The sequence below is a fragment of the Ferrimonas pelagia genome (assembly GCF_039543565.1).
Lineage (GTDB): Bacteria > Pseudomonadota > Gammaproteobacteria > Enterobacterales > Shewanellaceae > Ferrimonas > Ferrimonas pelagia.
In genome coordinates, this window is the sequence record NZ_BAABJZ010000006.1 from 214,870 (window position 1) to 241,858 (window position 26,989).

Sequence of the window (26,989 nt, forward strand, 5' to 3'; positions counted from 1 at the left end):
TGTATTTAAAGGTTTTTTGTTCGGCATGAGAATGGGGGGGGGATGAATATCAAAACCTATCGAATGAGCCCGCGGATCATGGAGTGGCACCATCGCCGCGAGCAGCAACGTGGCAGTGCGGCACCGGGTAAGCCGTCACTTCGTTTGGTCAGCTCAGAGTCTAACATGCTTAGTGAGGTGCGAGTCTTGGCGCTCGAGTTGGAGTGCGACCGTTCGAAGAACGCGCAACTGCAAGCGCAGGTGCTGTACCTAAAGCATGAGCTTTGCTTGTTGCAGCAGTCGCTGGCGTCAGCGCAGGCACAGCGGCCCGCGTGGCAAGGCGCGTTGATGGGTAGTTTGGTGACTGCCGGGGTGATCGCGTTTGCCCTGTTAGCGTATGGCTGAGCACGGACTGGCCGTTGGTGCTGATGGAAACCGAGGCTTTGGCTTCGGTTTTTTTATGGGCGGAAAACCTCGAGAACGGCGCGGATCTTGCTCTACCTCTATGGCGGTGTCGTGAGTCGCGTGTTAGGCCTATCCGTCGGGCGTGCGCCTGATGTCGATCGAGCCTAGCGAGGCCATTTGGGAGGCAAAATGCAAAATGTGGCGTATGTGATCCCCAGCTTTCCGGTGATCAGTGAAACCTTTATTACCGCTGAGATCCGCGCGCTGGCGGCGGAGGGGATCGCTGTTCGGCCGATCTGTTTTGAGCGACGTGACGGGGCGTGTCAGCCGGGCGATGAGATCATCGCGGCGCAGATGGGGTGTACCCGGGATATCGGCCTATGGCGGGTGTTGGGACTTGTGCTGTTTTTGCTGCCGTGGCGCTGGTCACAGGTGCGTTCGGCCTGGCAATGGGCCACACAGCAAGGTGGGATCCGGCCGCGTTCACTGATGCTGCATGGCCTGCGTTTGGCGGTGTGGGTGCGCGCGGGGCGCTGTCGCCATATTCATGCCCACTTTGTTCATAGCAGCGCCGCCATGGCGTTGATCGCTGGGCGCCTGCTGGGGCTGCCGGTCTCCTTTACCGGTCATGGCACTGATGTCTATCGGGCGCCAGTAGATCTGCCCCTGAAGCTGCGCGGTTGTGACTTTGCCGTGGCGGTCAGTGAGGCGATGCAAGCCGATATGCTGGCGTTGGCGCCTGCGGCTAGGGTGCATTGCATTCCTTGTGGGATCGACACTGAGCTATTTTGCGGTGGGGCGGGCGAGGCGGGCAGCGGTTTGAGATTGCTGTTTTTGGGGCGCTTATCGGAAACCAAGGGCGTGGCGGATCTGCTCGATGCGCTAGCGCTGTTGCCGCCGGCGCAACGGCCCAGGTTGGATCTGGCCGGAGATGGCCCTTTGGCGGCGGCGCTGCGTCAGCAATGTGCTCGGCTAGAGCTTGCGCCTTGGTGCCGCTTTTTGGGGGCGGTGGATCGTGAGTGGCTGCGTCAGCACGCGCCGGGCTATCTGGCGATGGTGCTGCCGTTTTGTCGCACCGAAGATGGACGGATGGATACCGGCCCGCTGGTGTTGAAGGAGGCGATGGCGCTGCGGTTGCCGGTGATCACCACGGAGCTGATGCGGTCGCTGGGGATCGTCGATGAGGAGACGGCACTGCTGTGTCCACCGAGCTCCCCGAAGGCGTTGGCGCAGCGGATGGCGATGATGTTGCAGAGTGTGACCGAGCCGGCGCTGCAACGGCGGTTGCAGGCCCAGACGGACTTAGCCGAGAGCCGGGTTAAGGCGCGCTATGATGTGCGACAGCAGGCGCAGGCCTTGGCGGCGCTGTTTCTGCAGGCGATGGCGGCGCAGCGCAGAGTAAAGAAAACGGCGCGATCTGCGCCGTTGGGGTAAGTCAGGCTCCGACACGTCGGCGTCAGGCGTAGAGCCGCACCTCTGGCGTGGTGATGGCGAGGGCGTTGCTGAGGGTGTCGAGCAACGCTTGAGTCAGGCCCGCGATGGCTTGGTAGTAGTCGGTTTGTGCCTGCGTCTGCATCAAGCTCAGCATGCGCCCAGACCAGGGCAGCAGATGATCGCGCAGCAGCTCTGTCAGGACCGGATCTTTACCGGGATCGCTGACGAGCAAGGCGATGACCGACAGCAGCAGGCCGATGTGATCCAGCGGCTCATTGCTGTCGCTGTTCACCTCAATGCCATGGTGCCGATACCACTGCATCAGCGCCTGAGTGGAGGGGCCGCACAGCAAGCGTTTCTCATGCAGGTAGGGGCTCCCCCAAGGGATCGCCTTGAGTGGACCCGGGCCGATAAACAGGGCTGCAAAGTCGGGTTTGAGTTGCGCCAGCAATGCCTCTGTTGGCTGCGACAAGGCCCGTTCCAACTGCACCAGTGCCTGCTTTTGGGTGGCATTCTGGGCGTAGTCAGGCCAACTGCGGGCGGCCCCTGCCCCTTGCAATGTTCGGAGGAAATCCAGCTTCGGTTCGCGATACAGGGCGTGATACAACACTTGCGCGGCGGCCTGTAGGTTGGCTCTCAGTTCGCTGTCCATTGTGTCTTTTCCAATAATAAGTGGAGATGGCTCTCCACTTGATGAATTCGCGTTAGCTTTGATTATGCGTAATGTGGTCAAAATCGAACCGATCCAGATCAAGAAACCGGTTCGATTTGCCATTGTCTTTTCGATGCACTGCGCATAAGACTTTGGTTTTATCCCAGTTTGCCTTTGCTTTCCCACGGGAAGTTGACCAGCCCTTCGGCCCAGTTGAGCACGTCGCCGTCACCCTCGCCGCTGGCGCGGGCGTGCTTGTTGGCACGCACCAACAGATTGGGCTGAGTGCGCTTGGGGTTGGGTAGCGGCGCGATGTCCCGATGATCTGGGTACTTGGCTTTAAGCTCGTCCATCGGGCCGAAATCCAGCGCCCGCATCGGGCAGGATTCGACGCAGATCGGCAGGCGGCCCTCGGCGATGCGCTCATGGCAGCCGTCGCATTTGGTCATGTGGCCGGACTCAAAGTCCATCTGCGGCGCATCATAGGGGCAGGCCTTATGGCAGCGACCACAGGCCATGCATTGCGCTTGGTCGATCAGCACCAGGCCGTCTTTGCGGCGCTTGTGCATGGCGCCGGTGGGACAGACTTTGACACAGGCGGGCTTGCTGCAGTGGTTGCAGCTGATGGAGGCGTAGTAAGCGTACACATCCTGCACTTCGATGATGTTGTCGGCATTGACCTGATAGCCGCCACCGCCGTACTCGTAGACGCGGCGGTAGTTGATCCCCACCGGCAGATCGTTTTTGTCCTTACACGCCACCTGACAGGTTTTGCAGCCGGTGCACTTGGCGGTATCGACGAAAAAGCCGTATTGCTTTGGTTGTCTCATGGGGTTATTCCTCAGTGCTCTTTTCGGCTTGCTGCGGCGCTTTGCCTATCTCAACCAGGTTGGTGTGCTGACCGTTGCCTTTGGACAAGGGGGTCGGTTGCTGTGAGGTCAGGGTATTGAGACAGCCGCCTGTATCCACCTTACCGCCCTGGAACTGGCCGCCTTTGAACCAGGCACCCTGACCCAGTGCCGCCACGCCCGGCATGATCCGCGGGGTCACTTTCACCGCCACTTCGATCTCGCCACGGTCGTTCCAGACCCGGACTTTGTCGTCGGTTTTCAGGCCACGCTCGGCTGCGTCCATCGGATTGATCCAGACCGCGTCCTGCACCGCCTCGCGCAGCCAGGGCACGTTGTGATAGCTCGAGTGCACCCGGCCCTTGGTGTGGTAACCGGTCAACTGCAATGGGTAGCGCTGGCGGGTCTCTACGTCCTCATAGCCGTCGCGGTGAGGGCTATATTTCGGAATGGCGGTGACCCGCTCTTGCTGCCCGTCGGGCAGTTGCCAGTGCGCCTCTTTATAGGCCAGTGGTGTGGCGTAAATTTCGATCTTGCCTGACGGGGTGTCCAGTGGATGGGCTTGAGGATCCTTGCGGAAATCCTCCAGCGCGATGTGGCTGCCCTGAGGCAGGTACTGACGGTAGACGCCCTGCTTGAGCATGACCTCTTTGTCCGGCAAACCCGGGTTGGCCGCCTGGGCTTCGGCGTAGAATTGATCCAGCCAATCCTGCGTGGTTTTGCCTTCGGTAAAGGCATCTTCCACCCCGAAGCGTTTGGCCAGCTCGGTGCAGACGTCGTAGGAGTTGCGGCACTCAAACATGGGGCCGACGCTGGAGCTCATCTGCACCACGGTGGCGGTGTTACCGGCGGCGTAGCCCTGGGAGATCAGATCCTCGCTCTCCAGCCAGGTCACGTCCGGCAGCACGATGTCGGCGTAGCGGGCGCTCGGGGTCATCCAATTGTCCACCACCAGAATGAATTCGCACTTGGATTCGTCCTGCAAAATTTGCTCGGTGCGGTTGGTGTCGGCGTGCTGGTTAATGAGCGCGTTGCCGGCGTAGTTGATGATGGCTTTGATCCCGGTATTGAGCTTACCGTCGCCATTGGCGTCGAGTTGGTCCTCGGGCATTTTTACGCCATCGCGCAGTACGGTCATGTTGGCACCATCCTCCACCGCCTGGGTCCAGGTGAAGAAGGAGATGGACTTGTCCACCGGGTTGCTGCCCATCGGCATGCGTGGCGCGTGCATACTAGCACCGGAGGGGAGTGCGCCAGTATTGGTGCCCGGCAGGCCGAGCTGGCCCAGCATCAGTGGCAGCATGTACATGGCACGGATGGTGTTTTCCCCGGCCGCGTGGCGGTTCAGGGAGGCGGCGATCTGCACGTAAACACGGCCGGACTCGGCGGTGTCCGCCAACTGCTTGGCCAGCTGGCGCAGGGTGTCCGCCGGAATGCCGGTGATCTTCGCCGCCCACTCTGGGGTCTTGGCGTTCGGGCCCGGTTGCAGGGAGGCGGGATCCGTGTTGTCGAGGATGTGCGACTTGTAGCTGGCGGCGTAGGGGACGCCGTCGGGCAACGTGCGCTCATCGAAGCCCTGACAGTAGGTGTCGAGGAAGGTTTGATCGATGCGGTTTTGGCTGATCAGCTCAAAGGCGATTGCTTCGGCCATTGCGGCGTCGGTGCCCGGGCGGATCGGCAGCCATTGATCTTCCTTGCCCAGCGCCGAGTCGGTGTAGCGGGGATCGACGATGATGGTCTTGAAGCGGCCGCTTTGCTGCATCATCAGAAAGTCATAAGCCTCGCCGGAGCCGCTCATTCGAATTTCCGACGGGTTGTAGCCCAGCATCAACACCAGATCGGCGTTGCTCATCTCGGCCATGGCGCTGCCGGCGTAGGCCAGTGCTTCGCTGCCATAAGTGTACTTGGCGGCCTGATACATCTGGCCCCAGCTGTAATCGCCGTAGCTGCCCAGGTAACCGCCGAGCAGGTTCATCAGGCGGTAGTAGTTCTGCTTGCCGCCGAAGTGGTAGTAGGCGCCGGAGTTGTAGGTGAAGAACACTGACTCGTTGCCGTGCTGCTCGATGATCCCGCCGAGTTTCTGATGGATGGTGTCCAGCGCTTCGTCCCAGCTGATCCGCTCATACTGGCCGCTGCCGCGGGGGCCGACGCGCTTCATTGGGTACTTGAGGCGATCCGGCGCGTAGACGCGCTGGCGCACCGAGCGGCCACGCAGGCACGCACGGACCTGATGGTTGCCATAGCCATCCTCGAAGCTGTGATCGGTTTCGATGCGGGTGATGATCCCGTCTCGGGAGAAGACTTTGAGCGGGCAGTTGGAGCCGCAGTTGACCAGGCAGGCACTCCAGTTGACGCTTTCCGGTGCGAGTGGCGTGGCGGCGGTGCTGGCCTTGTCGGCGAACGGGTTGCAGCCGGACAGGGCCGCGGCGCCGGTCAGGCTGGCGCTCATTTTCAGAAAATATCGACGTTGCATGGCAACTCCTCATGGTCCTGCGGGGAATGGCGCGGGACGCTCTGATGGAAAATACAATCACTGAGGGTAAGGGTATCGATTAGATATGAATGGCGAAGGGCCGGATATGAATGGGGTTTGATGAAATATGAAAATATATGAACAGGGCGCGGTCGGAGGGGAATGCGCGTACCGCCCGCATCGGGCGGCACGCTGGATTGATGTCGTGCTTAGCGGTACAGCAAGAGATCCAACACGGTGTCTGAGTTACTGACGATCAGATCGGCCGCGGCCGGGGCCAAGGTGGGATCGGCAAACAGGACGCCCTGATAGTGACCATCCAGTTCACCGCATTGCTGCAGTGTCAGGCTGATCTGGTCCGCACCGGCGACAAACTCGGCCAGGCGCTCGCCGCTTAGCTGACAGCCATTGCCGTCGCTGCGCAGTTGACCGTCGCTGTCTCGGCTCAGACTGAGGCGCTGATCATTGAGCAGCAGTTGCAGCTCGCCGACGGGCAGCTCGCTGTACAGTGCGGGCTGGGAAGCAGCGACGGGGCTGTCGAGCAGGCTTGTTTCCACGCCGATGCTGGCGCTGCGGTTATCCCAGTCCTGCCAACTGCCGCTGGCTTGCTGTGATGGGTAGCGGTAGTAGACGGCATAGCTGTCTTGTGCGCTGGCGAATCGGCGGATCTGTACCGACTCCTGCGCGATTTGTAGGTGCTCTAATTGCGCGCCGGGCTCAAAGGTGGAGGCGGGATCCTCGCTACTGCACCCCGTCAGCACCACAAGCAGCGCCAATGCTGGCCAATATTTCATTGTGCATCTCCTCGTTATTGGCTCAGACCGAGCAGTTTGAGATCGACCCAGCCGGTTTGCGCCCGGTTGCCTGAGTAGGTGACGTTCAGGGTACTGATGGTGGCGATCCCCTCGGCCACTAACCCGGTTTCGGCGTTGCTGGCGGTGTCTTCTAAGCTGTCCAGCTGCGGTTGCAGGCCCAGCGCGATACCGGGCAGGCCGACTAAGCGGGCGGCATGCTCGCCGAAGAAGCCCTGAACCAAGGGATCATCCCCCAGGCTGGTGACAAATTTAGGCACGTATTGTGCGCTGACGCCTATCTGAGCGGCGGCGTAGCTGAGCTCATCGGTGTCGATCTCGGCCAGACTGGGCAGGTTTAACGTGATCCCCAATCCGGCGGGCAGCACCGGGGTGTCGTTACCCAGCTGACGGATCAGCTTCATGGTCGCGGCGGCGATCTTGTCATGGCTGCCATCCCGGCCGCTGCTGGAGTGGCCGCTGACGGCGATGGCGGGAACGCCGCGGTACAGTGCGGTAACGGTGGCGCCAATGGTTCCGGAGTGGTTGGCCATGACGCCGAGGTTGTTGCCTTCGTTCGGACCGGAGATCACTAAGTCCGGGTATTGGCCCCAGCGCGCTTGGGCGACGACATCGATGCCGTACAGGACGGCGGTGGCGGGGGTGCCGTCGACATAGTGTTGATCCGGATCGTCCGGCGCGGTGCCGACGCCCGGCGCGCCTGCCGCGACGGCGCCGTGTTCACTGTCCTCGGATGTAGGCAGGACGGGGTTGAAGAAATGCAGGGACGCGGAGCGGCCGCTTTGATTGACGTAGGGCGCGGCGATCACCACATCGTGGCCATCGGCCTTGAGCGCCTGGTACAGCGCCTGAATGTTGGGGGTTTCAAAGCCATCGTCGTTGGTGAGCAGGATGTTCAGTGCCGACGCAGGCTGGGCCAAGAGGGCCAAAGTGGCTCCAATGAGGACGCGACGGGTCTGGAGGGGAAGGCGGTTTCGCATGCTGTGGGTTCCTGTGCGGTTGGAGGAGGTTGATGCCAAGCTAGCGTGGAATTTGATGCAGTCACAACTGTTTTTGTATGGCTGAACAATAAAGAGGAGAGCGTTATTGCTGTTGGCTATTGCTTGATAGTTAAGGGAATGGCTGGGGTTGAGGCTAGTTGGTTTGGACGATGACAGGCTGTGGAGAGCAGCTATCAGGAAGAGCAGCTATCAGGAAGAGCAGCTATCAGTAAGAGCAAAGCGCTGGCTGCATGTGCCTTCGGCACGGCTTTATGCGCTGCGCGCGGCCTTAGGCGACTGCGTCGCGGCGGTATCGGCTGCGCCGGGTTAGAGCAGCAAGAGCAGGGGGAGTAGGGAGAGCAGCTGTCAGCTTTAAGCTATCTGTAACAGCGAGAGCCACAAGAGCGGCAAAGCGTGTTCTTGTTTTTGGCTGTGGTTTTGGTTTTGGCGCGCGCAGCGTTTATGGCTGCGACGGAGTCGCTTAAGGCCCCAGGCGGAGCCCTATAGCTGTTGCGTAGCGACAGACAGCGGTCCTTACTGACCGCTGATAGCTTGCAGCTTATAGCGCTTTACACCATCAAGCTTTTGAGCTCGAACAGGCCCTGTTTGCGGTAGGGTTCGGCCAGGACGTGTCGGCCGTGGTGGCCGATACCCGCGCCGACGTGCAGGGCGTAGTCGAGGGCACCCTGGAAGGCGCGGCCCACCTCATAGTCGCTCTTGCCGGCGATGCTGCCGCCCATTAGCGCGTCCTGGTTGGCGGCATCGAGTAGGGTGCGGGCGTGTTGGCCTGAGAACTCCATCTGCAGCTTCAGCTCGGCCATGGCGGCTTGCTTGAGCGGCAGGACGCCGGCGATGTCGACGTTGCAGTTGGCTTTGGCGGGGGACATGTAATAGATGGTCGGTACTGGGTGCGGCGCCAGCTCTGGCATCGCTTCCAGCCCGTAGTCGCGACCGGCCAGGGCGATGGCTTCCAGTAGCAGAAGCATGGCAGGGCGGCGATCCGGATCCAGATCTTCATAGCTGTGCTCGGGATCTTGGGTGATGATGATGTCCGGTTTGACGGTGCGGATCACCCGGCAGATCGCCTGTTTGTATTCGTGGCGCAGATCGATCCCGCCACGCTCAAAATCCAGATGGGTGATGCTGTCGATCCCCAGTACCTCACCGGCGCGTTGGATGTCGTCTTTCATGTCGTCACGCACCAGCATCAGAGCGGCATGGGATTGGCCGCCTTGCTGTTTGTTAAGGGCCAATGCGCCGCCGCATTCGACCATTTCCATGCCGTAGACACCAAGGAGGAGAAGAGTATTGCTCATACGTTGGATCCCTTTTGAAATAGAGTGTCATTCCGCTTAGAAGCGGTAGTGATATTGAAGTTGTGCCAGCCGCGGTGCGCCGAGGACGTCGATGGGGTCGCGACGATCGGGCGGGGCGGTGCCGCCGGGATTAAAGATGCTCTGAACGCCGCGTTGATCGAACAGGTTTTCGATGCGCAGCAGCAGGCGGTGTTGTTGCAGTGGATCCAGCCACAGGCTAGCCCCCAGGTGAGTTAGCCAATGGCTCGGGGCTTCGCGGCCATAGTCGGTAAAGGCACCATTGCCTTGTTGGTCCCACCACAGCTCAAATCGTTCGCCGCGGTAGTGCAGGCGGGTTTGGGCGGTCCATTGCGGCACGCCATCGAGCTGGCGCCCCTGGGTTTCGCTTTGCCCCCAGGCGCCACGCAGCTCTGCACTGAGGCGAGGGCTGAGATCAAATCGGCTGCTGAGATCGATGCCATAGCTGTCGATCTCGCCATCCAGGTTTTGGTATTGGTACAGGTTGTCGTCGATGGCGACTGTGCCGATCAGATCCTCCACTCGGCGCCAATATAATTCGACCTGCCAGTAGACGCTGCCTTGATATTCCAAACCCAGATTGAGATTTTGCCCCTGCTCGGGGCGCAGATCGCGATTGCCGATCACGCCAAATTTGGCCACGGCGTGCAGCTCTTCGGCGGTGGGCAAGCGGTAGCTGGTGCCGAGGTTGGCGCGTAGGGCCAGATCGGTGCTTTGGCTTTCCAGTAGCGGGGTGTGCAGCCCAATGGATCCGGTCCACTGATCTTCGCCGTCATCGAGCCGGTCGTAACGTAAGCCAAAGGAGGTGGCGAGCCGGTTGTTCAGCTTGCGTGGCTGCAGCTGAACAAAGGCGGCGCTGGCGGCTTCATTGTCGGAGTGAAACTCCATCACCTCATCAGCCCCGGAGAAGTATTGGCGCTCCAGGCCCGCCAGCCATTGCGTCGAGTCTGCCTGCTGATGGCTGGCCAGCAGCTTAATACCGTGATCTTTAAAGCCCCAGAAGCTGTCGTTATCCCAGAGGGTGAGATCGCCGTTATCGTCTTGATCCAGCCGGAAATAGAAGCTGTCCCATTGGTGGTAGTAAGCTTTGGTTTGCAGGGCGGTGGCCGCACTGAGCTGCACCTGCCAGTCGGCGGTGAGTAGGGTTTGTTCGCGTCGGTTGTGGCTGGCGAGGGTGCCGTAGGGCCGGGTACGTTCCAGCTCGGCCTGGTTGTGTTGGGCCAGCAATGACAGGCGCTGTGTGTTTGTCGGGCGATAGGCCAGCTTAGCGCCGACGTTGTTGACGTGGTAGCCGCGCTGCTGATGGTCGGCGGCGGTCCAGTGTACGTCTTCGTCGCGGTACAGCTCATAGCCGTCGGAGCGATCGTGACTGCCAAACAGCAGCAGTTCGACGTCGCCTATCTGGGCGCCAGTGCTAAAGCCAATGCCCAGGCTGTTGAGGGTGTCGTAGGTCAGTTGCAGCTGGCCGCCGGCATCGGCGCTGGGCTCGCGGGTGACTATGTTGACCACCCCGGCGATGGCATCGGAGCCGTGCACCAGACCCTGTCCCCCTTTGAGCACCTCGATGCGGGCGATCACCATGGGGTTGATGCTGTCCAGATAGGTGGAGCCATACAGACGGTTGTTGATGCGGTTGCCGTCCACCAGCCAGAGAATATCTTTGGCGCGGCTACCTTGTAGGGCGTAATAGGCGCCGTCATACCGTCCGGCCTTGCCTTGGGCAAACAGGCCGGGAACAAACTGATTGAGGATGGCGTTGATGTCGACGGCGCCGGCGCTGGCGATCTGCTCAGCGTCGATCATGATCAAGCTAGAGCCCAGCTCGGCTTGCGACATCAGTTGTTGGTCCAGCGATTGGCCGAGCACTTGGAGCCGTTCCGGTGCGGCCGACAGAGCGGTACTGAGTCCAAGTAGCAAGGTCAATGCAGTCGGGCGGATCATGCGACGGCTCCTAATACGCGGATATGTGGGGCATCGTCGTCGTTGCTGAGTCGCTCGCTGTCGACGCCGAAGTGCCGCTTGAGATTGGCCGGGGTCAGCACTTGCTGCGGTGGGCCGTCGGCTTGGATCACGCCATCGACCAGCAGGATCAGCCGATCGCACAAGGCGGCGGCCAGGTTAAAGTCGTGGTAGCTGGCAATGACGGTCTCGATGGTGTCGTGGCAGTGTTGTAGCAGCTGCCACTGGTGACGCACATCCAGATGGTTGCTGGGCTCATCGAGCAGCAGGATCTGCGGCGCCTGAAACAGCGCTTGAGCCAGGAATACCCGTTGTCGCTCGCCACCGGAGAGGCGGCTGACCGGAGTATGGGCCAGCGGGGTGAGATGGGCGATCGCCAGCAGCTCGGCGACGCTGGGGCCGGCTCGTCCATCTGGTCGTGCCATCGCAGCCAGCTCGATGGTGTCGTGCACGCTCAGGGGCAGATCCGTGGGCTGATCCTGCAACAAGATGGCCATTTGTTGGGCCAGATCCTGCGGTGCTAGGCCACTGAGACAGTGGCAATCGAGGCTGATCCGACCGCTGGCGGGGGAATGCAGTCCGGCGATGGCTTTGAGCAGGGTGGTTTTGCCGCTGCCGTTGGGGCCAATGAGCCCGATCTTTTCGCCCCGGTGCAGGTGCAAGTCGGTGGGCTGCACCACGGTGCGGTGGCCTTGGTTGAGGGTTAATTGATGCAGTTCAATACACATAGTACGAGGTTCCGGTGATCACTGGGCCTGCTTGCGCAACAGCGACAGCAGCAGGGGGACGGCCAACACGGCCATGGGAATGCCCAGTGGCAGCTCTTCGGGGGCCAGTGCGGTGCGGCAGAGGATATCGACCCAGATCAGCAGCAGTGCACCGATCAATAGGCTGGCGGGGATCAGAGCGCGATGACCCGGGCCAAGCAGCAGCCGGGCCAGATGGGGCACCACCAAGCCAACAAAACTGACGGCGCCGGCTAGGGCTACCGAGGCGGAGGCCAACAGGACGATGATCCCGCACCAGAGCAGGCGCTCACGGCGAATATTGACCCCGAGGGTCTGGGCCTTGTTCCAGCCCATCAGCAGCGCGTCCAGTTGTTGGCGGCGTTGCCACGCCACCGCGGCACAGCCGATCAGCAGCACCAGAAGCAGAGGCAGCTGGCCTAATTCGACCCCTGCTAAGGAGCCCAGCATCCAGCGCAGGGTCGGACCGAGTGCGCGTTGATCGCCCAGCAGCATCACCAGTGTGGTTAAGGCGGAGAGCAATGCGGCGATGGCGATCCCCGACAGGGTGAGGATCAGCGGGTTGATCTGATCGCCGCGGCCACGGGCGCAGAACCACACCATTGAGAAGGCCAGCAAGCCGCCGATAAAGGCCGCCAGTGGCAGCGGCAACAGGGTGATCAGCGGCCAGCCAAGCAGGTGCATGACCGCCATCAGACTGGCGCCGTTGGCGACACCGAGCAGGTAGGGATCGGCCAGCGGGTTACGCAGCAGGGTTTGGGCTAGGGCGCCAGCCAGGCCCAGTGCGGCACCGACCAGTGCAGCAGCGAGCACTCGGGGCAGACGCAGATCGGTAATGATCAGGCCCGAGACGGCGCTGTCATCGCCTTGCAGGACGGCCCAGAGGGTGTCTGCCGGTAGAGGCACGCTGCCCAGCATCAGTCCGGCCAGCAGTGACAGTGGCAACAGTGCCAAGCCCAGCAGCAGGGCGGCGTTGCGGTATTGATTGAACATCACCGGAGCTCCTTTGAGGGTGTCGGCAGTTGGGCGAGTGCCTGATTGAGATGCAGGATCCCTTGGCTGGATCGGACGCCGTCCATGGTTTCGGAAAAGGGCAGGCTCAGGGTTGGAATGTGGCCTAAGGCTCGGCTCAATCCGGCTTGTTGGTTGAGTAGCTGTTGTTTGGCTTTGGCGGGTGACCAGTTGGAATCGACCAGTACGATCAGATCCGGCTGGGCGGCGATCACCTGTTCCCAGGACAGGGTCGCGAATGGGCGTGGGATCGCTGCGGCGCCGTTGATGGCGCCGGCTTGTTCGATCAAGTTATGGGCAAAGCCGGTTCCGCCTGCGACGTAGGGGGCGTCGTCGCCACGGAGCCAGAGGATCACCGTGGGTTGATAGGGCAAGGTGTGGCGCTGATCCAGCTGCGCTTGCTGGCGGGCGATCTCCGCTTGGGCGGCTTGCTCGACACCGAGCAGTTCCCCTAGGGATCGGATCTGCTCAAACAGGGTGGCCAGATCGGCCGGGCTATCCGCGGGGGGCGTCATCAGATAGCAGTCGATGCCGCGCGCCTGCCACCATTGCTGCGGGCCGATCCCGGCCGTGGTGAAGGCGCTGGCAAAGCCGCCGATCAGCAGATCCGGTTGCTGCAGCAGTAGGGTTTCTTTGTTCGGGTAATAGCGCGAGAGCACAGGAACTTGGGCGTACTGTTTGGCCAGCGGTGGCCAGATCGCCTCGTCGGCGTAGGCGCTGCCGACCATGCGATCCGCCAGGCCTAGTTGCAGCAACAGTTCGGTGCTGTGCTGGTTGAGGCTGATGATCCGCTGGTAGTGATCTGCACTCGTTGGTGGCAGTGGGAGCTGACTCCAGACACCAAAAGGCACAAGCCAGAGCGGCAATAGCAGAAAAAGACGAAGCACACAGATCCCTGATTATCTCTATGGTTGGCCGATTATGTTCGCGCCCAAATGAGATTGATTTGATATATATCAAAGTTTTACTAGCCGGTATGAAGAAAAATGATTTCGTGTGATGTTGGTGGAGTTACGACAGGAAGCGTATGGCGGTTGAGCGGATCACGTTATCTATGAGTGCCGATCTTTTGAGATTGGCCGATGAATTGGCGCGGCAGGGACAGTACAACAACCGGTCTGAGTTGTTTCGAGATCTGGTACGTGAGCAGAGCCGGCAGAAGGAGCTTATGCATCGGCCGAAGATCCTATGCATTGGAACACTCACGTTTCTCTACCGGCGTAGCTCTAATTTGGTGATAGGGCGGATCAGTGACGTGATGCAGGCGCAGCGTGAGTGGGTGATTGCCTCGACCCAGATCCCGGTGGATGATCTGCAGGTGATGGAAACCCTGTCACTGAAAGGGCCGGCCGATGTGTTGTTGCAGATCAACAATGAGGTGCAGACCCTTAGTGGTGTGGAGAATTGCCATCTGCACTTGATCCCCGTAATGCATGATCAGCCAGCCTAATCCAGCAACTCGATCTCCAAGCTTTCCAACAAACTGGTCGCCTCGAACCGGCTGAACTTTGCTCCTTTGACCGGATTATTGAAGATGTTGATGTCGTAGGCGATCGCTTCGGCAAAGTTGGCGTTACTGAGGTTGGTGTTATGAAACTGGGCGCCGGTAAAGTCGGTGTGGCTAAGATCGGCGTCACTGAGATCGGCTTCGCGCAGATCCAGGTTGTGGGCTTTGCACTCAAGCATCTGTAACTCATTGAGTTTCAGTCCGTAGAAGCTGCCTTCGCTGAGCAGGCACTGGTCAAACTGGACCGGGGCGCTGAACAGGAAGTTGGGCCAGTTGACCCGAGTCCAGTCGATCCCCAGTAGCTTGCAGTGCTCAAAACGTACGTCGCGCAGTTGGCTATAGCCGAGCTGTACTAGATTGAGGTTACAGCGGATGAAGTGGCAGTCGATGAATTGGCAGGCGTCGAAGGTCGCTTCACTGAAGTTACAGTCGATGAAGGTGCAGTCATCGAACCGTTTGTCATTGAGTTCCTCGTAGGAGTGATCCAACTTTTCAAACCGTTGGGACTGGTATTCGTGTTGTTTAAACATGCTACTGCAGGGCTCAAGAAAATGTGCCCCCAATGCTAATGGCTTCGCTTAACGGGAACAACGGCCTATTGGATTAGATCGGCTGATCCTTTTTGGGTTAGGACAAAGGTTCGGTTGGCCACGGGCGCAATGGAATAGAGACGAAGGAGAGTCTGTCTATATGCATAACGGGGCAACAGGGTCGAACGCCAGCACCATAGGCATTGAGGCACTTGGCGAGTTCTGGCGGGATCGAATGGCCGGGCAAAGCGTGTGCCGTTGGCGCGCGGATCGAGATCTGGCATTGATGAATGCACTCGGTATTGGACTGCATCAATGTTTGGTGTTCCTGTATGGGCAACGACCCAGTTTTGCCGATTTTGAACGCTGGATCGTTGCAACGGCTGGGCTACCGGTAGAGGCCACTGTGTCCCGATTCAATGCTGCTATGGATGCAGCGAAGATGTCCAGGGAGGTACAGCGTCAACTCGCGCAGATCACCGCGGCAGCCCCGGTGTTGACGCCGGAGGCATTGCAGCATTGGCAGGCACGCGGTTATCTGGTGCTGCGCCAGGCGATCAGTAAGGCGCAGGCTGATGTGGCTGCGGAGGCTGTTTGGCACACGCTGCAAGCATCCCCCAATGACGCTGACAGTTGGTATGGCCGAGCCAACGGGATCATGGTGGAGCTGATCCAGCATCCAGCGTTGCGTGCCATTCGTGGCAGTGCTCGGATCCGTAAAGCCTTCTCTCAACTTTGGGGCAGTGCGGATCTGTGGCCCAGTGCCGATCGCTGCAGTTTTCACCCTCCTCAGCGGCCGGGTTGGCCTTTTCCTGGTCCCGATCTGCATTGGGATCTCGATCTTAGTCAACCGCTGCGGTTTGCCACTCAGGGGTTGGTCTATCTGACGGATACGCCGCCGGAGCAGGGCGCGTTGACCTTGGTACCGGGTTTCCAACATCGGCTGGCGGATTGGCTGGCTGCTTTGCCTGCAGGGGTTGACCCGCAGCAGCAGGATCTGCATGAGTTGGGGTCGATACCGGTACCGGCACAGGCCGGAGATATGGTGATTTGGCATGCGGCCTTGCCCCATGGCAGCCGGCCGAATTTGGGACGGATGCCTCGATTGGTGCAGTACCTCAATTTAGCGCCAATCGATATTGACGCTGCCCAGTCCTCGCTTGGAGTGGCTGCGGGTGGTTTTAGCTGAGTAGCCCTGATAACTCGTATTGGGCTGCCTGATGGATCCAAGCACGCAGTGGCTCACTGCTTTGGGCATCAATCACCAGCTGAATGCGACCCTCTGTGCCTCGATGCCATACCTCATGGGGCAGATCGGCATTGAAATACCACAGCTCCCCGACGGCCATGCGCAGTGGCTGATCATCAATATGATAGAGCACGCCTTGGCTGCCGGTTAAGCTCAGATGAAGCCGCACTTCCCCCCCTTCGAGCGACAGATCTTTATCTCGGTGGCGTTTTATATGGGCGCCGGGCGCCAGTCGCATTAGACGCACGGCGCCGATGGCGGTGGGGAGCAGATCAAGCAGTGCAAGCAGATGAGGGCAATCTGCAAGGGTGGGCAGATCGCACCACTGCGAGTGCCCCTCCAGCGCGTAAAGCTGCAGGATGGGATGGGCTTGGCGGTGCTGTGCGGCACAGCGCAGCGGCAGACAATCCCAGCGACCTTGATGGCCGCGGGTATTGACGTGCGGATGCCACTCGCCGTTGAGTAAGGGGGCAAGCTCTCGCAGGATAGGTGCTGTATCGATGCGCTTAAGCCGGACGAAGGGCAGGCTCATGTACACGCTCTCCGCTGGGTTGGAAGACGAAGCAGGGCTCACGGCCCCACTGGTAGTGGAAAGCGATGCTGTCCAGCTGGTGCCACTCATGCAGAGTGAGGCTTTTTATCAGATTGAGGCTGGATTGGTTTTGGGTGAGCCAAATGTCTGCAAAGATCTGGATATCGGTCGCCAGATCGAGGCGGTCGGGCAGGCCATGGGGAGGGCAGCTCAGTGTGCCGGCAATGTGATCGTTTTGGTCGATGGTTTGGGCTGTGGCACGGTCGAGAGTAAAAAACGGCCCCAAGGGCAGTGGCAGCGCTCGATACTGAAGCGCTTGGCGATGATAGAGAGTGGCGCTGAGACGGATCTGCTGCGGGATCAGCGAACCGCCGGGTTTGAGACAGCGCGAGAGGTTGGCGAATATGCGTACCTGAGGTTCTTGCTCTAACATCGCTTTCATGGTTTCGGAAACGATCAGATCGAATCGACGCTCGCTGTGCCAGGTAATGGCATCGGCGAGGACGATCTCTTCTATAAACTCCCCCAGATCCAACTCATCCAGTACCCGCTTTAGTGTGTCGAGCGAATCCCGATGGATATCGAGCAGGGTGATACGTACCTGACTGGGCTTGATCAGCAGCAAGAGCGGCAACACCAAAGTGCCCAGTGGCCCTGTGCCCGCGTACAGCAGCTGAAGCGGCTGAGCCGGATCTGCGTGTGCGGCTATTGCAGCGAGGATCCCCTGTTGAAACTGCTGTACCCGCATATATTCCATGGCACACATGGCGGCGACCTGAGGTGAGACTGCTTTGCCCGCTGCGGTATGGCTGTAGCCCTGATCGATGAAGGTGGCTGGCCTCAGATCCAGTTCCAGAAACTGGCATAGGCGCTCAAGATAGGCATCCTGATGATGCTTGATAAGCCCTGGCTCGTCCGTCGGCACACACTGTAGCTGGCGGATGATGTTGGTTAACTCGGTTTTCAATGATGGCATTAAAACCCCAGGCTCAGTCGCAGGTAAAGGTTGTCGATGTCGTCAGCATACTGGCCATCCTGAGCAAAATACTGCCAGCCGCCGCCGACAGACCAGTGGTCGTTGAGTTGCCACTGTAGGCCTAGCTCGGTATACCAGTCGGTGCCATCCTCCTTGGCTTCGGTATGCAGTCGTGTGGAGCGGCCGCTCATTTCGCTGTCCCACCACCAGGCGCCGGCACCGAGCTCCAGCGCCAATGGCTCGGTGAGCTGCCAACGGTAGTGGGCGCCAAGGGTGACGCCGCTGGTCGCACGAGGGCCGAGTGCAGCGGCGGCCTGTTGGCTGGCAGCGGGGTCCAGTGCGGTACCACGGTATTCGAGTTTGTATTCGCCCAGATCCTGATAGCCCAGGCGCAGCCGCCATTGGGGCAGGGCTTGATAGCCGATCGCGCCGCCCCAGCTCCAGTCGCTGTTGTCACGGTGCAACTGGTCGATCTCAAAGCCCGCTTGCGTCAGTTGCAGTTGGTCGAGCTGGGTTTGGCTGCTGGTACGGCTGTAACCGCTTTGCAGTGAGACCTCCCAGTTCGCGGCGGCTTGGGCGCAAAGAAGGGTGCTGGCGGCGGCGCTGACGCGCCAGAGCTTGCGCCGGCCTGCTGCGGCGAAGAAGGCCAGCAGGAGCAGCCCTGGGCCCACTCCGCCGCCACTGCCTTTGTGGGTAACGGTAATGGTTTCATAGGCATCGATGGTGACGGATAAGCTGCCTTCGGCTTCGGCACCGAGGGGATCGGCGATCCGGTAGGTGACGGTGTCGACGCCTTGGTAGCCCAATTGTGGGCGGTACAGCACCTGTTGGTCGGCCGTCAGGCTGGCAGAGCCGTGCTCGGCGCTGACGGACAGCAGGCGCAGTGGTTGCTGGTCGGGATCGCTGTCATTGGCCAAAACGTCGACAATGATGCTGGTGCGATCTTGCGTTGTGGCGTTGTCCGGTTGCGCCTCCGGCGCTTGGTTGAAACGCACTTGGATCAGAATGGCTTCACTGACGCTGCCCCCGTTGCCGTCACTCAGGGTGTACGCCAGCGTGGCTTCACCGATGAAGTTGGCGGGCGGTTGATAGATCAGTTGGAGCGCGTGATCCTGCTCGATCTGACCGTCGCTGACATCCAGTTGAACCAGAGTGAGGGGATCGCCGTCGGGATCCTGTGCTTGTGCAACTGCGATGAGGTCAATGTTGAGGCTGCTGCCTTGCGCCATCTCCAAGGTGGCCATCTGAGCCTGCGGGGCGCTGTTATCCGTTTGCAGGATCACCACGCCACCGGGATCGGTGATCTGATTGGGCATATCATCGTCGTCGTTGGGACCGCCGTCGCTCAGGGTCAGCTGGATGCACCAATGGCCCTCGGTCAAACCGGACTGCCAGATGTCGCCGCCCGGTGGTGGACAGTAACCTTTTTCGCCCGCGGTACTGTGCAGTTGGTCACCGGTGCTGGTATCAAACTCGTACCAGCCCTTGCTATCGCTGTACTTGAGGTAGGCGGCATTGGCTGGCAGCGGTTCGCGCTGAGGCTGTACCAAGCGGTAACGCTGGCCACCCTCCGGCAGTCCGGTGGCGACGAAGTCCACCACATCGCTGACAAACTGATAGTCGGCGGGCTCAGGCAACACATCGAGTTCGTCCACATTGATGCTGTTGTTCTCCCCGCCGATGGCCAGAGCGCCAGCGCGGATGCAGATCCCGGCATCGCCCTCCACCAGATTCTGGTTCTGATCGTTCAGATCCAGTGGTGCCAGATTGCAGCCTTCGACGGCATCCAAGTAGTTCTCCAGGCCGTCGCCATCGTCATCGCCGTAGCCTTCCTGGGCATCGGGGATCAGATCGCCGTCGCTGTCGGCTTCGCTTAGTGGTGCTAGGGTGGCAACCAGTTCGAAGTGCAGGTTGGTGCGGCGCTCTAGATCGCCATCGCTGACACTGGCGCTGACTTCGTAGCTGCCCAGAGCCATGGCTGTGGGATCAAACAGCAGTTGGGTATCGCCGTCCAGATCGGGCGAGCCAGCGGCCAAGACTGCGTCCTGCCATTGAACCGTCAGGGTGTCGTTGGGATCCGGATCTTCAATGTCGGCACTTAGGATCACCGGGCCGCCATCCTGACTGAATAGGCGTCGTACTTCTCCAGCTTGTTGTGCACTCAGTTGGATGCTGGGCGCTAGGTTCTCTTCAACAATGGTCAGGGTGTGGGTGCTTTGTGTGCCTCGATTGATGTCCTCCGCCAAGGTCAGCAGCAGGGTTTCCGGTACGTCGGCTTCTTCATCGTTGAGGATAGTGACGCTGATCTGCGATTCGGTGCCTTGTTCGAAGGTAAACGCGCCTGCGCTCAGCTCATAATCGCTGCCGTCGCTGGCGCTGCCACTGAGGCTAAAGGGCACCGTCAGGGGGTATTCTGGTGCATTGCCATTGAGATAGAGAGAGAGGGACGCATCGCTGCCTTCGGCAAGTGACTGGTCTTTGCCGAAGTTGATCAGCGGATGGACATCGACGGTTTGCGTCATGCTCAAGCTACGGCCCTCACTGTCCACGGTTTGCCACACCACTTCATGACGGCCCGGCGCAAAGCGTGATCCTCGAGGGGTGCGAGAGACGGCCAGCGGCTGACCGGTGTGATCTTCGGCCGTTGCGCTGCCCAGATCGACTTTGGTTCGTGTGCTCGTCGCCCAAATGACGATATCATCGGGTACTGTCAGCGTGGGTAGATCGCCTCCACCGCTCAGGCGCAGGGTGACGCTGGCGCTGTCTGTGCTATCAAAGCCATCATCGACCACATAATCGAGAGTGATCTCGCCAGCAACGTCAGCACCGAGCGTCAGTATTAGCGCGTCGTCTTCAATAGCAACGCTGCCTTGACTGCTTTGGGCGTTGATCAGGCTGAGCGTGTCACCGTCGATATCGGTGTCGTTGGCGAGCACATCCAAGGTGTAGACACCGGTATCGTTGGCTGTCTGCTCAAAGAGGTCATCACTGGCCTGTGGTGGGTCATTTACGGCAACCACAGTCACCGGCACCGTAAGCGGCTCAGAATCTGCTTGGCCATCATTGGCGACCAGAACAAAGCTATCTTGACCGTGGAAGTTGCTGTTGGGAATGTAGCGCCAGGGCGTTTGTTGCAGCTCGCCATGCTCTGGGGGCGTCTGGATCTCAACGGTCACTGGGTCTTCATCCAGGTCTTCACTTTGCACATCAAACAGGAGCTCTCCATCCTCCTCGACCACCAGAACGGCCACGCTCAGTTGCGGCAGGTCATTGGTGTTGACGACAGAGAGGGTGAAGGGGGCAAGGCTGGCACTGGCGTCGGCACTGTCGGTGACGCTGATAACGATATTGGCGTAGCTGCCGACATCACTGTTGCCCGGCGTGCCGCTCAGCGCGCCGGTTGTGCTGTCGAAGCTGGCCCAGCTGGGTTTGCCGCTGATGGCGAAGGTGTGACTGTCGCCGACATCGATGTCGGTCAGGGTTGGGGTGAAGCTATAGGCTTCATCCTGATCGACACTGATGGCTGGTGCGCCACTGAGCGTGGGCGCATCGTTGGTATTGGCGACGGTGATGGTAAAGGCCGGCAGGCTGGCGCTGGCGCCGGCGCTGTCGGTGACGCTGATGACGATATTGGCGTAGCTGCCGACATCACTGTTGCCCGGCGTGCCGCTCAGCGCGCCGGTTGTGCTGTCGAAGCTGGTCCAGTTGGGTTTGCCAGCGATCTGATAGCTGAAGTTGCTGCTATCGAGATCCGATACCGAGGGAGTGAAAAGATAGGAAGTATCCTCATTGACCGTTGTGCTCGGTGTGCCGCTAAGCACCGGTGCGTCGTTGACCGCCTCGATGGTGACGTTGACCGTAATGATGTCGGTGAGGCTGCCATCGCTGAGCTGAACCTGAAAGCTGTCACTGCCATTGACGTTGTCATTGGGGGTGTAGGCCAGGCTAGCAGTGGTGTTGTTGCCGGTAATTGAGGCTGTGCCTAGCGCTGCTGGACTGACGATAGACCAGTTTAAGGCGTCATTATCGATGTCGCTGCCATTAAGCGTTAAGGCAAAGGCGGTGGGACTGCCATCTTCGCTCATGGTAACCGAGGTGCTGCTGCCCTGAGCGATGATGGGGGCAAGGTTGTAGATCTTGGTGACGGAGTCACTGGCCGGATCGCCGGTATTTTTGGCGGGATCGGTCAGCGTCAGCGTCAGCGTCAATTGGGCCTCAGCTAGGCTGGAGACGTCGACATTTTCTACGGTAAAGCGGCCGCTGGTTAGCGTGCCGGTGCCGGTCACCTCGTCGGTGCCGTCGCTGATCTGGTAGCTGAATCGGTCGTCAGTATTCCCACCGGCGATCTCAAAGCTCAGCGCGGTTTCGTTGTTGCTGTCGATCCGCAGTTGCTCGATCGCGACGGTATATCCCGCAGGCGCCTGGGTATCTACCTCCACCGTTCCGGCATCGGTAAGGATCTGGCTATTGCCCGCTCGATCGGTCGCGCTCAGATGAATGTCATAGATCCCATCATCCAAGGTGTCGGCAACATCGGTCAGGCTCCAGTTACCGCTTGGCTGACCGTCAGTGAGGTTGATGGTATAGGGTCCAAATTCGGTACCAGCGGCGTTCTCGAGAGTGGCAGTCAGGCTTTCCATGCCACCATCATCTTGTAGGGTGCCGGACAGGCTGGGTGTGGTGTCATTAGTCAGGTTGCTGGTCACGGTGGCGCTCGGTATTACGTCATCGTGGGTCAGACTGACCAGGTCGACGTCGGCAGAGCGATTATTGGCGGCATCGAGCGCGGCGACCACGTAGTCGCTGGTGCTGTTCTCGGCCAGGGAGAGATCCAGCGACCAGACATTGCCGCTGACAGTGGTGCTGTACCACTGGGTATCGTTGTCGGCGACGCCATCATTATTGCTGTCGGCAAACAGGGCGATGGTCACGCCATTTTCGTTGTGAGCACCCGAAATTGTCAGGCCCGTTGTAGGCTGGAAGCGCGCTTCTTGCGGAGCACTGACGGTCGGGCTTTCTGGCGCGGTAGAGTCTTCCTGGAAGTTGCCCACGGGCAGATCGGCATAGTTGCCTGCCGCATCTTCGGCGCGCAGGACGAAGTGGTTATCGCTGTCTTGCCTTAAGGTGGCGGTCAGTGACCAACTTGATCCGTTCACTGTGTCGCTGGCGATGGCGGTATCGTTGTCGGCAATGCCATTGCCGTCGTTGTCCGCCAGTAGCTTAATGGTGATCCCCTCTTCGCCATAATCGCGTTGTGATAGCGCCTGGGTGTCGGCATTGAGGATCTGCGCCGCCTGCTCGGGCGAGACCGGAGCCGGTGCCTCTGTGTCCACAAGCAGCGCGGTTTCGGTTAAGGCGACAAAGCTTAGATCGGCATCATTGCCATTACCATCGGTTGCGGTATCGCCGTTGAGGCTTAAGCTGGTGACAGCAACGCCATCGTCGTCATTGTCTCCAGTTTGCACGACATATTGGTAGGTGAGGGTCGAGGTGCCACTGCCGCTGCTGTAGCTCGCGCTTCGACTGGTACCACCAATATTCAAGGTTGCTGTGTTGTTCGTGTCCGACAGGATAACCACATCGTCAAAGCTGAAGGTGGCGGTAATGGTATCGGATCCCTTGAGATCGCCGCTATTGAGCGCCACTGACGTGATCTGTGGGCCTTGGACGTCCTTGTCGACCGTATCCGTGGTGGCAGAGCCGACATTGTCGGCGCCATCCGTCAGGGTGAGGGACAGGGTCAGGGTGCCGTCATCGAGTCCGCTGAGATCGATCCCTGCAATGCTCTCGTTAGATGCGCTAACGGTACCTGAATTGGCGACATTGCTACCGCCACCACTGCTGCTAATGCTGTAGTGGTAGTTGCTGCCCACTTCGGCACCAGACAGGGTGAAGCCGGTGTTGCTGACATTGGTTTGAGACAGGGGATCATGGTTAAAGTTGGCGCTGTAGCCAATGGGTGCAGTGACGTCTTTGGTCACTGTGTCGGTCTGAGCGGTTGCTGCGTTACCGGCCTGATCGGTCAGGATCGCCGACAAGGTCAGGATCCCTTCGCCTAGGTTGCTGAGGTTGAGTCCCGTGATCTTCATGTTGGCGGAGTCCAGGGTTCCCGAGCCGATCACCGGCGTGCCGCCGCCATCACTGGACAGGGTGTAGTCGAAACTTGAGCCCACTTCGCCAGCACTGAAGGCGAAGCTGGCCGAGGCTTGATTGGCGCCATTAATGTAGTCTTGATCCAGCGCGACGGAATGGCCACTGGGGGCCGTGGTATCTAAGGTGATCTGCAGGGATTGACTCACCGGGGAGACGTTGCCTGCGGCATCGGTTTGATATGCCTTAAGCCGATGCGCGGTATTGGGATTGGCCGCTGACAAGGTGGCCATGTCGACGGACCAGTTGCCAGCGCTGACGCTGGTGGTACTGGGCTCCCCGACATCGAGGACACCGTCGCCATCCAGATCGCTAAATAGGGTTACCGTTGCGCCGAGCTCGCCACTGCCGCTGATCCTGGGCGTGGTGTCATTGGTGATATCGTCTGTGTCGCTGCTGCCGGTATCGGAGCTGGCGGCCATATCTAGGCCGATCGGAGCGTCTGGCGCGACCGCGTCGACCAGTACGCTGGTTAAACTGCCTACTCCACTTAGTGTGGTGCTGAGATCATTACCGGCTGCGTCTTGCAGTGTGCCGCTGTTGGGAGCCAGCGTGGCGGCCAAGGCGATGCCATCGCTGTCGTCATCGCCGCTCTGTACTGTGTAGCGGAATGTCAGCGCCGTGCCGCCACTGCCACTGACGTAGTCGGCATAGCGCGTGGCTGAGCCGATGGTCAGTGCCAGATGTGGCGTCCCGCCTGAGGTATCGACCGTAACGTTTTCATTCGTATTAATGGTGAAATCCAGGCTATTTCCGGCGGTGTAGGTGGCGTTGGCTGGCACGGACACCGAGGTGACTAGCGGGGCGATATCATCGGTTAAGGCGGTTCCCGTGCCGTTGGTTACAGTGCTGGTGTTGGCCATCTGGCTGCCACCGCTACTGACGGTGAGGTTGGTATCGCCATCGATACTGATGATCACCGTGCTGCCGTGGGTCAGGCTGCTGGTGTCGTTGTAGTAGCCACTGAGGGTGTAGATCTCACTGGCACCGTCGCTCACGGATAGGCTCAGGCCCGAGAAAGTTAGGGAATCGGTCGCGGCGTTGTAGTTGCCGGTGACATTGGTCGCGTCCGGGCCGTTGAGCTGCCAGGTGATGTCGGCACGCTCTGCGTCGGAGGATGTGCCACCGAGGTTGAATACTACCTGAGTGATCCCGAGTGGAAGGCCATCGGCGCTACCGCCATCAGTCAGGGTGAAGTCGAACAGGGAGGCTGCTTCGCCTGCAGTGTCGGCGGAGAAGTTCAAAGCAACCGGTTCGCTGACGCCATTGGCGGCAGTGAGCCCACCATCGGCATCGAAGGCGTTATTGACAGTGATGGCATTGGCCACGAGATCGCTGGCGTCACCACTGGTCACATAGGCGATAAAGTCATCTGCCGCGGCCAGGTTGTAGCTGGTGCTGTCTGCGGACTGAATGCCGCTGCGGTTGAGCAGGGCGTCGACAGCAGTAAGATCGGCACCGCTCAGTGTCACGGTGAACTGGGTCGAGGAATCGATCTCCACATCGTTGGAGGTTGACAGGGTGCGCGTGCCTCCGCCTTGCCCGGTTAGGGTCAAGGTCGAGACATCAACATCATTATTGGCGCCGCTGTTGCCGACAAAACCGGTGCCGGTCACCACCAGCACACCCGTGCTGGCGTCGAAGGTGGCGGAGGTGATGGTCGGTAACACATAGGCAGCGCTGAGTTGGCTGCTTGTGGTGGCGGATACGTCGCCGGAGATGGCTTGCAGGTTAAAGGTTTCCGTCGCACCACTGGTGGGTGTGTAGGTCAGCTGCAGTCCAGTGAAGGTGGCGATCCCCGCCGTTGGCGTCAAAGTCACGGTGGCACTGTCGCCGTCGCTGTCGCCGGTGCCACTTATCGTTGCACTGCCGGCGCCATTGATCTCAGCAAGGGAGATATTGCCGCCGTAGCCGGTATCCACCACATTATTCGCGTCACGTGCCGACAGTACCGGGACGGTGGTTAAGGAGGTGGCCTGCTCAGAATCCACCGCTAAAGGGGCGGGCTGAGTGTCAAACACCAACTGGGTCGCCACCACATCGGCGGTCATGGCACTGGCGTCGCTGGGATCAATATCGCTGCCAACGGCATCTTGATCGTTGGCCGTCAGGGTAAAGGATTGCTGATCGGCGGTGGCGCTGTAGGTGAGACCCGAGAAGGTGGCTATTCCCGCAACGGCAGTCACCGTGTCGCCAGTTAAAGTACCGGCACTGGCCTCGGTTAGGGTGACGGTTTCACTAAAGTCGGTGTCGGTATTGCCAAAGGCATCCTGTGCGGTGATCACCGGCTGGGTGGTCAGGGTGCTGCCGGAGACCGAGCCCGCAGGCTGGGTGGTCCAGGCCAATTGAGTCGCGGTGATCTCGACGGGGCTGCCGACACTGTTGGTGATGGCCGTGGTGCTGCCCATCTGGGTGCCGCTGGCTCCGACGGTTAGATCTGTATCGCCGTCGATGCTGACGATCAGGGTCTGACCGTCGGTCAGGTCGGTATTGTCGTTGAAATTGGCACTGAGCGTGTACACCTCGCTGCTGCTATCGGCCACGCTGATGGGCAGGCTCGAGAAGGTGAGGGTGTTGCTGCTGTAGACGCCGGCGGTATCTGTGAGATCGGGACCGTTGAGCACCCAGCTGATCTTCGATGGATCCGCCGTGCCACTGACGTTGAGCTCGATCTGGCTGATATCCAGCGCTAAGCCATCGGCACTGCCGCCATCTGTGAGGGTAAAGTCGAACAGAGCAATGGCCTCGACTGAGGAATCCACAGTGCTGGGCAGGGCAACAGGCTCGGTGACACCCACAGCTGCGGTCAGGTTCGCGTCGCTGTCCGGGCTTTGCGTGATGAAATCGACGTGAGTCGCACTGGCTTGAAGGTTGGGGGTACCTTCGTCGTCTTCGGCGACGATATAGAGGTCGTAAGCGGTCCCCGCGCTGAGGCCGTTGAATGTATCACTGCCTGTGGTGCCGCTGGTGGCAAAACTGCCACTGGCCAGGGCTGAGGCGCCGCTGCCGTCCTGTCCCGCTTTGACCTGGGCGGCCGAGGGAGTGGTGCTGCCATTGGCAACCACCACATAGTACACCGTGCCATCCTCATCGAGATCGGCCGAGACGGTAGCGCCATCGAGGGTCGTGCTGCTGATGCTGGGGGTGCTGTTTTCAAACGATGGGCTTACGTTATCCACCACTGCAATGGTCATCGCTTCGGAATAGGTTCCCCCAGCGTTATCATCGGTTTGGATCCGTACTGAATAGTTGCCTGCACTTAGGCTGGAGGCATCATTGGCCCGAAGTGCGTTGCCGCTGATATTAAATGAGCCGTTGTTCGTGTCCCCGCTACCGCTGACCAAGGTGTAAGTATGACTATCAGCGTCGGGATCGGTGGTGGATAGGGTACCCACGGTGGCATTGTTTCCGC

Annotated in this window: 18 protein-coding genes; 4 read left to right on the top strand and 14 right to left on the bottom strand. The window is 60.0% G+C overall.

The genetic code is table 11. The features are described from left to right. Nucleotides 1-42: 42 nt before the first annotated feature. Both ABEA08_RS02850 and ABEA08_RS02855 read left to right on the top strand, forming a co-directional pair. The gene (locus ABEA08_RS02850; protein ID WP_345333118.1) at nucleotides 43-384 is read left to right on the top strand and encodes a hypothetical protein; all 342 of its coding nucleotides are present in this window, start codon (nucleotides 43-45) and stop codon (nucleotides 382-384) included. A 189-nt stretch (nucleotides 385-573) separates the two neighbouring features. Next, entirely contained in the window at nucleotides 574-1,818 is a 1,245-nt protein-coding gene (locus ABEA08_RS02855) for a glycosyltransferase (protein ID WP_345333120.1), read from the top strand. Between the two features lie 22 nt (nucleotides 1,819-1,840). Here ABEA08_RS02855 and ABEA08_RS02860 read toward each other — a convergent pair whose 3' ends face one another. The 10 genes from ABEA08_RS02860 to ABEA08_RS02905 form a co-directional block, all read right to left on the bottom strand. Further along, the gene (locus ABEA08_RS02860; protein WP_345333122.1) at nucleotides 1,841-2,470 is read right to left on the bottom strand and encodes a TorD/DmsD family molecular chaperone; all 630 of its coding nucleotides are present in this window, start codon (nucleotides 2,468-2,470) and stop codon (nucleotides 1,841-1,843) included. A 158-nt stretch (nucleotides 2,471-2,628) separates the two neighbouring features. Next, on the bottom strand, nucleotides 2,629-3,300 hold the full coding sequence (locus ABEA08_RS02865) for a DMSO/selenate family reductase complex B subunit (RefSeq protein WP_345333124.1): 672 nt from the start codon (nucleotides 3,298-3,300) through the stop codon (nucleotides 2,629-2,631). A gap of 4 nt (nucleotides 3,301-3,304) precedes the next feature. After that, the gene (locus ABEA08_RS02870; protein ID WP_345333125.1) at nucleotides 3,305-5,791 is read right to left on the bottom strand and encodes a DMSO/selenate family reductase complex A subunit; all 2,487 of its coding nucleotides are present in this window, start codon (nucleotides 5,789-5,791) and stop codon (nucleotides 3,305-3,307) included. A 209-nt stretch (nucleotides 5,792-6,000) separates the two neighbouring features. Then, nucleotides 6,001-6,585: a hypothetical protein gene (locus ABEA08_RS02875; RefSeq protein ID WP_345333127.1), complete on the bottom strand. Its 585-nt coding sequence runs from the start codon at nucleotides 6,583-6,585 to the stop codon at nucleotides 6,001-6,003. Nucleotides 6,586-6,599: 14 nt separating this feature from the next. Then, entirely contained in the window at nucleotides 6,600-7,583 is a 984-nt protein-coding gene (gene surE, locus ABEA08_RS02880; RefSeq protein ID WP_345333129.1) for a 5'/3'-nucleotidase SurE, read from the bottom strand. 569 nt (nucleotides 7,584-8,152) lie between these two features. After that, a complete protein-coding gene (locus ABEA08_RS02885; RefSeq protein WP_345333131.1) occupies nucleotides 8,153-8,899 on the bottom strand; it encodes a PIG-L deacetylase family protein in 747 nt (248 codons plus the stop codon). Nucleotides 8,900-8,935: 36 nt separating this feature from the next. Next, a complete protein-coding gene (locus ABEA08_RS02890) occupies nucleotides 8,936-10,858 on the bottom strand; it encodes a TonB-dependent receptor plug domain-containing protein (protein ID WP_345333132.1) in 1,923 nt (640 codons plus the stop codon). Continuing rightward, nucleotides 10,855-11,604, bottom strand: coding sequence for an ABC transporter ATP-binding protein (locus ABEA08_RS02895; protein WP_345333133.1), 750 nt, complete (start codon nucleotides 11,602-11,604; stop codon nucleotides 10,855-10,857). The genes ABEA08_RS02890 and ABEA08_RS02895 overlap by 4 nt, the downstream gene beginning before the upstream one ends. 18 nt (nucleotides 11,605-11,622) lie before the next feature. Continuing rightward, complete coding sequence (locus tag ABEA08_RS02900) at nucleotides 11,623-12,615, bottom strand: FecCD family ABC transporter permease (protein ID WP_345333135.1); 993 nt, start codon at nucleotides 12,613-12,615, stop codon at nucleotides 11,623-11,625. Next, complete coding sequence (locus ABEA08_RS02905) at nucleotides 12,615-13,520, bottom strand: ABC transporter substrate-binding protein (RefSeq protein ID WP_345333137.1); 906 nt, start codon at nucleotides 13,518-13,520, stop codon at nucleotides 12,615-12,617. Before ABEA08_RS02905 ends, ABEA08_RS02900 begins: the two co-directional genes overlap by 1 nt. Nucleotides 13,521-13,660: 140 nt before the next feature. Here ABEA08_RS02905 and ABEA08_RS02910 point away from each other — a divergent pair, with 140 nt between their 5' ends. Continuing rightward, the gene (locus ABEA08_RS02910; protein ID WP_345333139.1) at nucleotides 13,661-14,083 is read left to right on the top strand and encodes a CopG family ribbon-helix-helix protein; all 423 of its coding nucleotides are present in this window, start codon (nucleotides 13,661-13,663) and stop codon (nucleotides 14,081-14,083) included. Here ABEA08_RS02910 and ABEA08_RS02915 read toward each other — a convergent pair. Further along, the gene (locus ABEA08_RS02915) at nucleotides 14,080-14,670 is read right to left on the bottom strand and encodes a pentapeptide repeat-containing protein (RefSeq protein ID WP_345333141.1); all 591 of its coding nucleotides are present in this window, start codon (nucleotides 14,668-14,670) and stop codon (nucleotides 14,080-14,082) included. The genes ABEA08_RS02910 and ABEA08_RS02915 overlap by 4 nt on opposite strands. A gap of 160 nt (nucleotides 14,671-14,830) precedes the next feature. Here ABEA08_RS02915 and ABEA08_RS02920 point away from each other — a divergent pair, with 160 nt between their 5' ends. Further along, a complete protein-coding gene (locus ABEA08_RS02920; RefSeq protein WP_345333143.1) occupies nucleotides 14,831-15,859 on the top strand; it encodes a phytanoyl-CoA dioxygenase family protein in 1,029 nt (342 codons plus the stop codon). On the opposite strand, the gene ABEA08_RS02925 is transcribed toward ABEA08_RS02920, so the two are convergent. From ABEA08_RS02925 to ABEA08_RS02935, 3 genes are read right to left on the bottom strand one after another with little or no spacing between them, the layout of a single operon-like run. After that, entirely contained in the window at nucleotides 15,852-16,451 is a 600-nt protein-coding gene (locus ABEA08_RS02925; RefSeq protein WP_345333145.1) for an aspartyl/asparaginyl beta-hydroxylase domain-containing protein, read from the bottom strand. The two genes, ABEA08_RS02920 and ABEA08_RS02925, sit on opposite strands and share 8 nt — an antisense overlap. Then, nucleotides 16,426-17,427 carry a methyltransferase domain-containing protein gene (locus ABEA08_RS02930; protein WP_345333147.1) on the bottom strand — a complete coding sequence of 334 codons (1,002 nt, stop codon included), beginning with the start codon at nucleotides 17,425-17,427 and terminating at the stop codon, nucleotides 16,426-16,428. Before ABEA08_RS02930 ends, ABEA08_RS02925 begins: the two co-directional genes overlap by 26 nt. After that, nucleotides 17,427-26,972, bottom strand: coding sequence for an Ig-like domain-containing protein (locus tag ABEA08_RS02935; protein WP_345333149.1), 9,546 nt, complete (start codon nucleotides 26,970-26,972; stop codon nucleotides 17,427-17,429). The genes ABEA08_RS02930 and ABEA08_RS02935 overlap by 1 nt, the downstream gene beginning before the upstream one ends. Between the last annotated feature and the right edge of the window lie 17 nt (nucleotides 26,973-26,989).